The following is a 12637-nucleotide window of genomic DNA, read 5'->3' on the forward strand; positions in this document are numbered from 1 at the left end:
ACACCGGGCGCGTCCGTCACGCTGCCCGGTAGTTCTCGAGCGACTCGGCGAGGTCGGCGAGCACGGCGATGTTGAGCTCGAACGCCCGTTGGGTCTCGGCGATCACGCGGCGCCGTTCCCCGGCGCCCCACGCTGCCTCGTCCAGCAGGGCGCGGTAGCGCTTGCGGAACACCGACGGGCTGCCGAGTGCGCTGAAGTCGTAGAACCGCGCGCCGGCCCCGGTGATGCCGTACTGACGCTTCAGCAGCGCGCCGACGACCTGGCCGCCCGCCAGGTCGCCGAGGTAGCGCGTGTAGTGGTGGGCCACGAAGCCGCCCGCCCAGTCGAAGGCGACCTCGCGCAGCCGTCGCACGTACTCCCGCGTCGCGGGCACCGGCTCGATCCGGTCTTGCCAGCTCGGGCCGAGGAGGTGTTCGAGGTCCGCGACGAGCGAGGGGGTGCGGTGCAGCTCCGGGATCACGAACGGCGCGCCCACGCGGTCGGCCGCCATGGCCTCGGCCGCCTGCTCCAGCGTGCTGTAGACGAAGTAGTACTGCTCGGCCAGCCGCGTGTAGCCGTCGAGGGTCAGCGAGCCGTTCAGCAGGGCGTTCATGTAGCTGGAGTGGTGTGCGCGGTCGTGCACCTCCCGGGTCGACTCGCGCAAGGTCTGGGAGAACGCCACCGCCGGCATGTCGACCTCCTCGATCTGACAGTGTGTCAGAACGAGCGTAGCCGAGAAGCTAGCCGAATTTCGCCTGCTCGTGCGGAATTACTCCGACCGCGCGCAGGATGAACTGCACCGCCGTCTCGATGGCGTGCGGCAGCTCCTCCGGCGGGACGTCGATCACCGGCCGAGCCGCCAGCGCCGCGTTGACCATCGGTGTCACCACGGCGAGGTCCTGCTGCGGCAACCTGCCCGCGCGGATTCCCTCGGCGAGGATCTCCTGCAGTTGCTCGGCGATCGGGTCGGCGTGCGCGGCGATCCGGCGGTAGGCCGACGGCGCGAGCGCGGACGCGAGCGTGCCGCCCGCGGGAAGGTGGAACTCGGCGAGCGCCCGCAGTTGCAGACGCGCGAACTCGGCCAGTTTGTCCACCGGGTCGGTCACCGCCGCGACGGCTTCCCGCAACCGCTCGACGTAGCGGGCCGCCTCGTCCTCCACGAACGCGACGAGCAGATGCTCCTTGTCGGCGAAGTGGTTGTAGATCGCCGTCCGCCCGACCCCGGCCTCCGCCGCGACGCCGGCGAGGGTGATCGCGTCGAAACCGCGCTCGTAGAGCTGGTTCCGCAACGCCTCGAACACCTTGGTGCGGACCTGCTCGCGATGCTCGTGCAGCGACCTGCCGATGATCTTGGGCATGCGAGCGCCTCCCTGGGCTCGAAGGTGCGGGCACGTGCCGTGTCCGTGCCTGCACACGGGGGAGGCTTGTCAGGGTACCGGCCAGGCATGCACCGGCTCGCCCGCGCGGGAGAGCTCCAGGTACTCCGCGAGCATCGCCGCCAGCGCCGAGTCGCGGTCCATGCCACGCGCCTGCGCGCCCGCCACGGCCTCCCGCTGCCACGCGCTGCCCGTCCGCTTCGTGACGCACCGCCGTTCGATGATCCCGAGGTAGCGGTCGATCACCGTCTCCGAAACCTCGGACTGCCGCAACCCCTCGTGCGCCAACGGCAGCAGCACGCGCAGGACGAGTTCGTCGGGTGGGATCCAGCCGATGCCGGGCCAGTAGAGCTGGGCGTCGAAGCCGTTGCGGGCACCGGCGTGCAGGTTCTCCTCGGCGGCGTGGAACGACATCCGCGTCCACACCGGCCGGTCCTCCTCGGCCAGTGCCCGCTGCGCGCCGTAGAAGAACGCGGCGTTGGCCATCATGTCGACCACCGTCGGGCCCGCGGGCAGCACCCGGTTCTCGACCCGCAGGTGCGGCGTGCCGTCCACGACGTCGTACACGGGTCGGTTCCAGCGCCACACGGTCCCGTTGTGCAGGCGCAGCTCGGTGAGCTTGGGAACCTGACCCGATTCGAGGGCCTCCATCGGGTCCTCGTCGTCGGTTTCCGGCAGCAGGCCGGGGAAGTAGCGCACGTTCTCCTCGAACAGGTCGAAGATCGACGTGATCCACCGCTCGCCGAACCACACCCGCGGCCGCACGCCCTGATTCTTCAGCTCCTCCGGCCTGGTGTCGGTGGCCTGCAGGAAGAGCGGAATCCGCGTCTCGGACCACAACGCCTTGCCGAGCAGGAATGGCGAGTTCGCACCGAGCGCCACCTGCACGCCCGCGAGGCACTGCGCGGCGTTCCAGTGCGCGGGGAAGTCCTCCGGCGCCACCTGCAGGTGCAGCTGCACCGACGTGCACGCGGCCTCGGGCAGGATCGACTCCGCGTAGGCGCGCAGGCCCTCCGGCGGCTGCCCGGGCAGGCCGTCGCCCTCCAGCGAGAGCAGCGTGTGCTCACCGCGCGCGGCGAGAATGCGGTCGTTGAGCAGGGAGTAGCGGGAGCTGTTGGTGAGCCACTTCTGGTCGAAGTGCTCGAGGGCGAGCGTGGGCAGGATGCCGATCATGGCGAGGTGCGCACCGGTCTCCCCGGCCTTGTTCTCCGCACGGCCCAGGTAGGCGTGCAGGTCGTCCTCGAGCTGCAGCGCCGACTCGCCGTCGAGTGGTCTCGGCGGCACGTTCAGCTCGATGTTGTGCTGGGAGAGCTCGGTGGTGAACAGAGCGTCGTCGATCGCGTCGAGGACGGCGGCGTTGGACATCGACGGGCGCATCGACTCGTCGACGAGGTTCAGCTCCACCTCGAGCCCGATGTGCCTGCGCGGGAACGTGAAGTGCCCGTCGGCCAGCATGCGGGCGAGGGTGTCGAGACAGCGCTGCATTTTGCGGCGGTAGCGCCCCCTGTCCCGTGGCTGGAAGGAGCTCGGCGACACGTCCTTACCCATGGCGTATCCCTTTTCCACGTCGGCCCCGGCTTCCCCCGCCTTGGCGATTGACCCCTGCCAGGCGGAAACGGTGACATATCGGCGGGCATGCAGCTAGCGGCCAAACTGGTGCAGTCAGTCACCTCCACTTAACGCTGCGCAAGGAGCCGTCGTTCGCACGAGCGGAGTACCCAGCATTCGGAGCACCGATGCCTGGGCAACGGGCGGAGTGGGAGACTCGGCAGGTGGCGTCGTTGATCTACACCGAGGATGTCGCCGACGAACGGCTCGACGAGTTCCGGGATCTCACGACCGCCGACCGCAGGCCCGACCGGCCGGGCGGCCGGGGCCTGGTGATCGCCGAGGGCACCGTGGTGGTGCGCAGACTGCTCTGCTCGCCGTACCGCGTGCGTGCGCTCCTCGGCGTCGAGCGGCGGATCGCCGAGCTGACCGACGAGCTCGCCGGCCTCGCCGTGCCCGCCTACGTCACCTCGGCCGAGGTGATGGCCAAGGTCGTCGGGTTCCACCTCAACCGCGGTGTGCTCGCCACGGCCGACCGGGTGCCGCGGCCGCCGCTGGAGCGGATCGTCGCCGGAGCCCGGGTGCTCGCCGTGCTGGAGGGCGTCGGCGACCACGAGAACCTCGGCGCGTTGTTCCGCAACGCCGCCGCCCTCGGCGTCGACGGCGTGCTGCTGGGGCCCGGCTGTGCCGACCCGCTGTACCGGCGCAGCGTCCGCGTCTCGATGGGTCACGTGCTGCGCGTGCCGTTCACCGCGCTGGACAAGTGGCCGCAGTCGCTTGACGTGCTGCGTGACCACGGTTTCCGGGTCGCCGCGCTCACGCCGCGGGCCGGATCGGTGCCGCTGCGCGAGCTGACGGCGACGGCGGACGAGCAGGTCGCGCTCCTGCTCGGTTCCGAGGGCCACGGCCTGTCCGAGGAGGCGATCGCGGCCGCGGACGTGGCCGTGCGGATCCCGATGGCGGAGGGCGTCGATTCGCTCAACGTCGCGACGGCGGGCGCGGTGGCGTTCTACGAGCTCACGGGACGTGGTGGGCGTGCGGGGAGCTGAGGTCGAGTTGCGCGTGCGGGGCGAGCGGGCCGTGCTCGCCGGGACGGAGAACGGTCAGGAGGCCGACCCGTACCGTTTCGCGCTCGGCCCCGAGCTCGCCGACGCACTGCACGAGTGGGCCCGGGTCTCTGCGGCGGTGCAACGGACCGGCAGCCCGGAGGGCGCGGACGTGGTCGCCCGGCGCGGCAGGCAGCTCGCCGGCCGCGTCGCCGACGCCCTCGGGGTCGCCGTGAGTTACTGGGATCCCGTCGCGGACAAGGCGTTCGTCGTTCCACCGCCGCCGCCCGAGCCGCGTCCCGCGCCCCGGCAGTGCCCCGGCGAGCCGACGCCGTGGGCCACCGGACTGCTCGTGGCGGCGTTCATCGCGGTGTTCGCCCTCGTCGCGATGCTCGCGCTGGCCGGTGCGCTGGCCTCGGCCACGCACGGCCTCGTCGCCGTCGCCGCCGCGCTCGTGGTCACGGCTGGGCTGGCGCCCTCGCTGTGGCTCGGCCGGAAGGTGCCGATCGTGCGCTGGATCGTGCTCGGCGCCGCCGGCGGGATCGGACTGTCGTGGATAGGAGTGCTGGTCATCGCGTTCTGAGTCGCCCGGAGGCAGAATGGGGTATGGCCGAGGATCCTGCCCGCTCCGGCGACGTCGCCGGAGCGGGCACCGAAGACCCGCTGCCCCGCCTGCGGGAGCTGTGCCTCGCGTTGCCGGAGACCACCGAGCGGCTCAGCCACGGCGAGCCGACGTGGTTCGTGCGCGGCAGGAAGACGTTCGTCACCTACGCCGACCACCACCACGACGACCGGGTGGCGTTCTGGTGCGCGGCCTCGCCGGGCGTGCAGGAGGCGCTGGTGGCCGCCGACCCGGCGAAGTACTTCCGGCCTCCCTACGTCGGGCATCGCGGGTGGGTCGGAGTCCGGGTGGACGTGCCGGTCGACTGGACCGAGATCGCCGAGCTCGTCACCGATGCCTACCGCGTGGTGGCGCCCAGGACGCTGGTGGCCACCCTCGACCAGCAGGGCGACATGCCGGAAAACGGACCGCCGTCGCAAGGTCCGACCGGGCGACAGGTACTTTGACGACCATGGCTTCGTCGATCCTCAATGACGCGTCCAGTGTCGTGGTTACAGGGGGTAGCGGCTTCATCGGCCGTGCGGTAGTCGCGAAGTTCCGCGAACGCGGCGCGCGCGTCACCGTGGTCGACCGCGAACCGTCGCCCTACCCGGACGACGCGGGTGTCGTGCACATCCAAGGCGACCTTGCCGACCCCGACGTCCGGGAGCGGGCGATCCAGCCCGGCGTCGACGGCATCATCCACCTCGCCGCCATCACCTCGGTGCTCAAGTCGGTGGAGATGCCGTCCAAGACCTACTCCGAGAACGTCGCCATCACCCACGAGCTGCTCGAGCTTGCCCGGATGCACAGCGTTCCCCGGTTCATCCTGGCCTCGACCAACGCCGTGGTCGGCGACGTCGGCACGGCCACCATCACCCCGGACCTCGCTCTGGCGCCGCTCACGCCGTACGGAGCCACCAAGGCCGCCTGCGAGATGCTGCTCTCCGGCTACGCGGGCGCCTACGGCATGAAGACCTGCGCGCTGCGGTTCACCAACGTCTACGGTCCCGGCATGTCGCACAAGGACAGCTTCATCCCCCGGCTCATGCGCGCCGCGCTGACCGGCACCGGCGTGAAGGTCTACGGCACCGGCGAGCAGAAGCGTGACCTGGTGTTCCTCGACGACGTCGTGCGCGGCATCGCGCTCGCCTGGGACTCCGGCCACGTCGGCCGGGCGATCATCGGCGCGGGCAAGTCGGTGTCGGTGCTGGACATGATCGAGGGCGTCCGCGAGGTCACCGGCGCCGAGATCCCCGTCGAGCACGTTCCCGCGCCGGGCGGGGAGATGCCCGCCGTGATCGTCGACATCTCCCGCAGCGCCGAGACCATCGGCTACACACCGGCCTACGACCTCACCGCCGGGCTGGCCGCCACCTGGCAGTACTTCCTCGACCACGACAGGCAGAAAGTGCGCTGAGTGACCAGGTTCCTGGGCCGCCACTGGCTCCTGCTCCTGCTGTTGGCAGGCGGAGTCACGTTGCGGGTGTTGACGTGGCTCGCGTACCAGCCCGCGCTGCTCTACATCGACACGTTCCGGTACCTGGACAATCTCGGTGAGCTGCGCCCGACGGACCTGAACCCGCTCGGCTACACCGTCGTCCTCAAGATCCTGCTGCAGTTCGGCGGATTCGCCTTCGTGCAGGCCGTGCAGCACGTCGTCGGCGTGCTGCTGGCGCTCGTGCTGTACCGGCTCGCGCTGCGGTACATCCGGCACGGCTGGCTGGCCGCGATCGTGGCGGCGCCCGTGCTGCTGGACGGCTACCAGCTCCAGATCGAAGCCAACCTGATGTCGGAGATCTGGTTCCAGGCCGCGCTCGTGGCGATGCTGTGGGTCCTGCTCTCGCGCGGCGAGCCGACGCCGAAACGGGCCGCCCTGGGCGGCGTGCTGCTCGGCATCGCGGTATTGACGCGCACCATCGGCTTCACGATCGCGGTGCCGTTCGTGCTGTTCCTTCTGCTCGCGGGCGGCGCCTGGCGCAGCCGGGCGGGCTGGAAGCGGATCGGCGTGCGCACCGCGGCGGGGCTGGCGGGCCTGGCCGTGGTGCTCGGCCTCTACGGCACGTACTTCTACACGCAGGCCGGCCGGTTCGGCCTGACGGGCGCCCAGGGCAACGTGCTCTACGGGCGCACGGCGTCCATCGCCGACTGCGGCCAGCTGCCCCAGCACGACGCGGGCCTGCTGATGATGTGCCCGCCGGAACCGCTCGAGGAGCGGCTTGGCGTCGACTATTACACGCACTTCCGCTACGGCGACCCCAACTGGCCCGCGGAGCCGCTGCCCGACGAGCGGAGCAAGGAGACGCTGGCGCGGCAGTTCGCCTACCGGGTCATCCTCAACCAGCCGGTTGATCTCGCGCTGGCCGTGCTCGAGGACTTCGGCAAGAACTTCTCGCCGGAGAAGAAGACCTTCCCCAACGACGTGCCGGTCGAGCGCTGGCAGTTCCAGCTCTACTACCCGTATCACGACCTCGGCGCGGAGACCGTGCAGATCTACCAGGCGATGACGCTCGCCTACGACGGTGTACTGCCGGGCGCCGACCTCGAGCTGGCGTCGTTCCTGCGCGGCTACCAGCTGGGTGGCGGCTACACCTGGGGGCCCGTGCTCGCCGCGTTCGGCCTGTTCGGCATCCTTGGTGCGGCCGGGGTCGGCAAGGCACGCAGATCCGGGCTGCGGTCGGCGGCGTTCCTGGCCACCGGCAGCGGGCTCATCATTCTGCTCGGCTCGGCCGCGTTCGAATTCTCCTGGAGGTATCAGTTGCCAGCGCTCGTCCTGCTGCCGCTCGGCGGCGTGCTGGGTCTCGCCGCCATGTTCGGGCTCAACAAGCGCCGGCCCGGTGGCGGCGGGCGGCGGCCGAAGATGGCCGACTATCCCGACGACGTGGACAAAGCCGCCGCCGCCGAGTTCCGCTCGCGCTACGGCGACGCGCCGCTGTCGCCGCTGGTCGTGGTGATCGCCGCGTACAACGAGGCCGAGGGCATCGGCCCCGTTCTGCGCAACATGCCGACGCACTGCGGTGACCTGCCTGTGTCCACGCTCGTCGTGGTCGACGGCGCCACCGACAACACCGCCGAGGTCGCCAGGGAGAACGGCGCCTTCGTGTGCGAGGCGCCGCGCAACCGCGGTCAGGGCGGAGCCCTGCGGCTCGGCTATCACCTCGCCGCCGAGTGCGGTGCGCGCTACATCGTCACCACCGACGCGGACGGCCAGTACGACAACGCCGAGCTGCCGATGCTGATGAAGCCGCTGCTCGACGGGTCTGCCGACTTCGTCACCGGCTCGCGCCGCCTCGGCACCGGCAAGTACGACAGCGGCATCCGCTGGCTGGGCGTGCGGGTCTTCGCGGTGCTCGCGTCGATCCTCACGCTGCGCAAGATCACCGACACGTCGTTCGGCTTCCGGGCGATGCCCGCGGACCTGGCCACGTCGGTGACGTTGCGCGAGCCGCAATACCAGTCGTCGGAGCTGCTGCTCGGCGTGATGGCGCGGGGTGCGCGGGTGCTCGAGGTACCGATGACGATGAACCTGCGCAACAACGGCAAGAGCAAGAAGGGCCGCAGTCTCAAGTACGGCGCGAACTACGCCCGCGTGATGACGGGGACCTGGCTGCGCGAGTACGTGCTGCGGGGCGGCAAGCGGCGGCCGTACGTCCGTAAGCAGGAGGTCACCGCGGCGGAGGGCCGTAAGACGGCCTGAGCGCGCCGCTGCCGCGTACCTGGATCAGAACGGGCCCGGCCTCCGAATGGGTGGCCGGGCCCGTTGTCGTCCAGCTGGGGCGCCGTTGCGGTCTGCTCACCAGGTCGACGGGATCAGGCCGGGATCACGGTGTGGAGATCGGCGAGCGCGGCGTCGGGCTGCGGGGGCGAAGGCTTGTCACCCTCCGTGCGGGCGAACGGCGCCGTGCCCGCTCACGGACCACCGCCGACGACCACGCACAGAAACGGGCCCGGCCCCCCGGAAGGGTGAGCGGGCCCGCTGGTCTTCGGTGTGTCTACTGGGCGTGGACCACGTGGCGTGGACGACGGAAGACCAGCCGGTCGAGCAACGCGAACTTGATCACGAACACCAGCGCGTAGCCGATCAGGTAGGCGGCGTCGAGCACGATGATCCGCGTGAACCCGGAGATCTCCAGCGGCTCGGTGATCATGCCCGCAAGTGTGGTGAGACCCACTGAGGCGAGCGCGCCGAGCCCGATCACCGCGAGGTAGGGCAGCAGTTCGCCCTTGACCTGCGGTTTTCCCTTCCGGTTCCACGCCCAGCGGCGCGCGACGAAGTAGTTCGGAATGGCGCCCGCAACGAACGCCACAGCGCTCGCGACCGTTGGCGTCGCACCCCACCAGAGCAGGCCGATCAGCGTCACCTGGCTGATGGCGGTCGCGAGGACGGAGCTGGTGGCCGCCCGGACCAGGCGCGCGAAGAACCGCGGCTGACCCGCGTGCGGCTCAGACGTCCTCGGCGCTGCGGTTACGGTGCTCACCTCGTCCATTGTGCCAACCGCCTTTCGGGTGGTTGCACCGCCATCCTTATTCTTAGCGCGGGTTGAGATCAGCCCGTTACTAAGACAAGGTGGACCGGACAAGCGAGCGGCGGCGGACACTCGATCCCGACGCACGCTAAGTAACGATCTGGAGGCAATCGAGTCGTGCGTGTACTCGTTCTCGGTGGTGACGGTTATCTGGGGTGGCCCACAGCGCTCCGCCTCTCCGACTGTGGCCACGAAGTCGCCGTCGCGGACAACTTCGCCCGCAGGAAGTATGACGAAGAACTGGGCTCCGGGAGCCTGGTGCCGATCGAGGACCTGAGCGTCCGAGTTGCGGCATGGAAGGAGGTCTCCGGCAAGGAGATCCCGATGTACGTGGGCGACCTGGTGGACGCCGACTTCGTGTACCGGATGGTGCGCGAGTTCGAGCCCGACACCATCGTTCACTTCGCCGAGCAGCGGGCGGCACCGTACTCGATGATCGACCGCGAGCACGCGGTCTACACCCAGTACAACAACGTCATCGGCAACCTCAACGTCATGTACGCCATCGCCGAGATCAACCCCGAGATCCACCTGGTGAAGCTCGGGACGATGGGCGAGTACGGCACGCCGAACATCGACATCGAGGAAGGCTGGATCGAGATCGAGCACAACGGTCGCAAGGACCGGATGCTCTACCCGAAGAAGCCGGGCTCGTTCTACCACCTGTCCAAGGTCCACGACTCGCACAACATCGAGTTCGGCTGCCGGATCTGGGGCATGCGGGCCACCGACCTCAACCAGGGTGTCGTCTACGGCCAGAAGACCGAGCAGACCGAGCGCGACCCGCGGCTGGCGACCCGGCTGGACTACGACGCCGTGTTCGGCACCGTGCTCAACCGCTTCATCATCCAGGCGGTGCTGGGCCAGCCGCTGACCGTCTACGGCAAGGGCGGCCAGACCCGCGGCATGCTGGACATCCGCGACACCGTCGAGTGCCTGCGGCTGGCGGTGGAGAACCCGGCGGAGCGCGGTGAGTTCCGCGTGTTCAACCAGATGACCGAGAGCTTCTCGGTCAAGGAGGTCGCCGAGCTGGTGGCCAAGACCTTCCCGGGCCCGGTCCAGATCGACTACCTGGAGAACCCGCGCTGGGAGCTGGCGGAGCACTACTACAACGTCAAGCACACCGGTCTGGTGGAGCTCGGCCTGAAGCCGCACTTCCTCTCCGACACCCTGATCGAGTCGCTGTTCCCGATCGTGGAGGCGAACAAGCACCGGGTGAACATGGAGAAGATGCTGCCCAAGGTGAAGTGGGCCAGCCCGAAGAACGAGATCTGACCCGCTGAGACGACGTCCGAGGGCGCCTCCGGCCTGCCGGCCAGGGGCGCCCTCGGCGTATCGGGCCATACCGCCCGCGGTGTTTCAGCCTCGCTGGCTGCGGACGCCCAGCAGGACGTCCTCCCATGCGGGCACGGCGGGGTGGTTCTTCCGCTTGGGCTTCGGCTTGGGTGCCGCGGCCGCAGGCCGCTGCGGATCGGGCGCCTCGCCCGCGGGCTCGGGTGCTGCCTCGGCGGTGTCACCGGCGGCCGCGATCGGTGCCTCGATGACGTTGCTCTGCGACTCGACGGCGTAGTCGAACATCGGCTGCTCGGGCTGGTCCGGCTCCTCGGGCCGCGCCGGTTCGGCGGCCTGCCGGTCGACGGCCCGGGGTGTGCGGTAGGAGTTCGGGTCGAGCAGCGCGACGGCGAGCTCGTCCAGCGCCGTCACCGTGCCGCCGTGTGCGCCGGGCGAGAACGCCCAGTGCGCGCGGTTCTCCGAGCGGCCCGCGTGCCACTGGAGGCACACGACCCATCGCCCGTCCTCGCCGCGCCACGAGTCCCAGCTGGCCTGTGAGTAGTCGTGCCCGCGCACGCCGAAGGAGTACGCGACCACTTCTCCGAGCGTCTGCACGTCGGGGCCGTCCTCGCGCACCGGGTGCGCCTGCTGGGCGAGTTCGGCGTTGCGCGATCGCTCGAGCAACACCGGGTAGGCGAACCGTTCGACGCGCTGCTCGGGCAGTCCCGAGGCCGCGGCGACCTGTTCCACCGACTCGCCTGCCCGGATCCGGGCCTGGATTTCGCGTGGTCGCATCTGGCTCTCCAGCTCGATCTCGATCTGGCCGAGGCGGGTGATGTCCCCGCGGGCGGCGGCGCGCAGTCGTTCGTCCGCGGGCAGGAGAAACCGCTCGCGGCGCTCCGGGTCTTCGCACACGATGGACTTTCCGTCCTCGTGCAACCCGACCACCCGTAGCGTTCGCATTCCCGCCTCCCATGCGCGTTCACGTACGTGGGTCTCCACGGTAGGACGGCGCGTCGCCTTGACGGCGCAGGCGCGCCGGGCTCCCGGCACATCCACCCGGTTCCCATCGTGCGGTCTGAACCGCACGATCGCGCGGGGACGCGCCGGGAGTGGCACGCCTGAAGGAGAGATTCGCCCGGATGCGACCGGGGATCAGCCGTGCAGTCGCTCGACCACGAACTCGACACACCGCGTCAGCGCGGTGATGTCGTCCGGTTCGATGGCCGGGAACATGCCGACGCGCAGCTGGTTGCGGCCCAGCTTCCGATACGGCTCGACGTCCACGATCCCGTTGGCACGCAACGTCTTCGCCACCGCGGCGGCGTCCACGTCGTCGGAGAAGTCGATGGTGCCGACCACCTGCGAGCGCAACGCCGGGTCGCTGACGAACGGGGTGGTGTAGCTGGTCTTCTCGGCCCACTCGTACAGCCGGTTGGACGACTCGCGGGTGCGTGCGGTGGTCCACTCCAGGCCGCCCTGACCCAGCATCCACTCGATCTGGTCGACGAGCATGAAGAGCGTCGCGACGGCCGGCGTGTTGTAGGTCTGGTCCTTGCGGGAGTTGTCCAGCGCGGTCGGCAGCGACAGGAACTCCGGCACCCAGCGGTCGGACGAGCCGATCTCGCCGACCCGCTCGACCGCGGCGGGCGACATCAGCGCGATCCACAGCCCGCCGTCGGAGGCGAACGACTTCTGCGGCGCGAAGTAGTAGACGTCGAAGTCCTCGGCGCGCACCGGCAGACCGCCCGCACCGGAGGTCGCGTCGATGGCTACGAGGGCGCCCTCGCTGCCGGCGGGCCGCCGCACCGGCACCGCGACACCCGTGGACGTCTCGTTGTGCGCCCAGGCGACGAGGTCCGCGCCCTGCTGGTAGGCGATCTCGGGAGCGCTGCCCGGCTCGCCTGCGACGACGATCGAGTCGGCGAGGAACGGCGCCTTGCCCGTGACCGTGGCGAACTTCGACGAGAACTCGCCGTAGGTGAAGTGCTGAGCGCGCTCACGCACCAGGCCGAACGCCGCGGCGTCCCAGAACGCCGTGGTCCCGCCGTTGCCGAGCACCACCTCGTAGCCGTCGGGCAGGCCGAACAGCTCGGTCAGCCCGGAGCGGACTCTGCCGACGAGGGACTTCACCGGCTTCTGGCGGTGTGACGTGCCGAGCAGGTTCGCCCCCTCCTTCGCGAGGTTGGCGAGCTGCTCGGGCCGCACCTTGGAGGGGCCGCACCCGAACCGGCCGTCGGAAGGCTTCAGCTCTGCGGGAATCGTCAACTCAGCGGCTTCGGTCATGCC

General features: G+C 70.1%; 12 protein-coding genes. 6 read left to right on the forward strand and 6 right to left on the reverse strand.

The genetic code is table 11. The features are described from left to right. Positions 1-16 precede the first annotated feature (16 nt). The 3 genes from ACFSZT_RS08145 to ACFSZT_RS08155 form a co-directional block, all read right to left on the reverse strand. Positions 17-670, reverse strand: a complete 654-nt coding sequence (locus ACFSZT_RS08145) for a biliverdin-producing heme oxygenase (protein ID WP_377388514.1) — start codon at positions 668-670, stop codon at positions 17-19. A gap of 49 nt (positions 671-719) precedes the next feature. Continuing rightward, positions 720-1337: a TetR/AcrR family transcriptional regulator gene (locus tag ACFSZT_RS08150; RefSeq protein WP_377388516.1), complete on the reverse strand. Its 618-nt coding sequence runs from the start codon at positions 1335-1337 to the stop codon at positions 720-722. 69 nt (positions 1338-1406) lie between these two features. Then, entirely contained in the window at positions 1407-2903 is a 1497-nt protein-coding gene (locus tag ACFSZT_RS08155) for a glutamate--cysteine ligase (protein ID WP_377388518.1), read from the reverse strand. A gap of 224 nt (positions 2904-3127) precedes the next feature. On the opposite strand from ACFSZT_RS08155, the gene ACFSZT_RS08160 reads away from it, so the two are divergent. The 5 genes from ACFSZT_RS08160 to ACFSZT_RS08180 are packed head-to-tail and all read left to right on the forward strand — an operon-like array spanning position 3128 to position 8247. Further along, the gene (locus tag ACFSZT_RS08160) at positions 3128-3952 is read left to right on the forward strand and encodes a TrmH family RNA methyltransferase (RefSeq protein ID WP_377388594.1); all 825 of its coding nucleotides are present in this window, start codon (positions 3128-3130) and stop codon (positions 3950-3952) included. Then, a complete protein-coding gene (locus ACFSZT_RS08165) occupies positions 3930-4532 on the forward strand; it encodes a DUF2537 domain-containing protein (protein WP_377388520.1) in 603 nt (200 codons plus the stop codon). Before ACFSZT_RS08160 ends, ACFSZT_RS08165 begins: the two co-directional genes overlap by 23 nt. A 23-nt stretch (positions 4533-4555) precedes the next feature. Then, positions 4556-5017, forward strand: coding sequence for an MmcQ/YjbR family DNA-binding protein (locus tag ACFSZT_RS08170; protein ID WP_377388522.1), 462 nt, complete (start codon positions 4556-4558; stop codon positions 5015-5017). 5 nt (positions 5018-5022) lie between these two features. After that, entirely contained in the window at positions 5023-5970 is a 948-nt protein-coding gene (locus tag ACFSZT_RS08175) for an NAD-dependent epimerase/dehydratase family protein (protein ID WP_377388524.1), read from the forward strand. Beyond that, positions 5971-8247, forward strand: a complete 2277-nt coding sequence (locus ACFSZT_RS08180; RefSeq protein WP_377388526.1) for a glycosyltransferase — start codon at positions 5971-5973, stop codon at positions 8245-8247. It abuts the gene before it with no gap. 295 nt (positions 8248-8542) lie between these two features. On the opposite strand, the gene ACFSZT_RS08185 is transcribed toward ACFSZT_RS08180, so the two are convergent. Then, entirely contained in the window at positions 8543-9037 is a 495-nt protein-coding gene (locus ACFSZT_RS08185) for a GtrA family protein (RefSeq protein WP_377388528.1), read from the reverse strand. A 156-nt stretch (positions 9038-9193) separates the two neighbouring features. Here ACFSZT_RS08185 and ACFSZT_RS08190 point away from each other — a divergent pair, with 156 nt between their 5' ends. Beyond that, a complete protein-coding gene (locus tag ACFSZT_RS08190; RefSeq protein WP_377388530.1) occupies positions 9194-10351 on the forward strand; it encodes an NAD-dependent epimerase/dehydratase family protein in 1158 nt (385 codons plus the stop codon). Between the two features lie 84 nt (positions 10352-10435). Here the strand turns inward: ACFSZT_RS08190 and sepH are convergent, their stop codons facing one another. Continuing rightward, entirely contained in the window at positions 10436-11311 is an 876-nt protein-coding gene (gene sepH, locus ACFSZT_RS08195; RefSeq protein ID WP_377388532.1) for a septation protein SepH, read from the reverse strand. Between the two features lie 192 nt (positions 11312-11503). Further along, positions 11504-12634, reverse strand: coding sequence for a phosphoserine transaminase (gene serC, locus ACFSZT_RS08200; protein WP_377388534.1), 1131 nt, complete (start codon positions 12632-12634; stop codon positions 11504-11506). Between the last annotated feature and the right edge of the window lie 3 nt (positions 12635-12637).

This window comes from Prauserella oleivorans (assembly GCF_042685745.1).
Classification (GTDB): Bacteria; Actinomycetota; Actinomycetes; order Mycobacteriales; family Pseudonocardiaceae; genus Prauserella_A; species Prauserella_A oleivorans.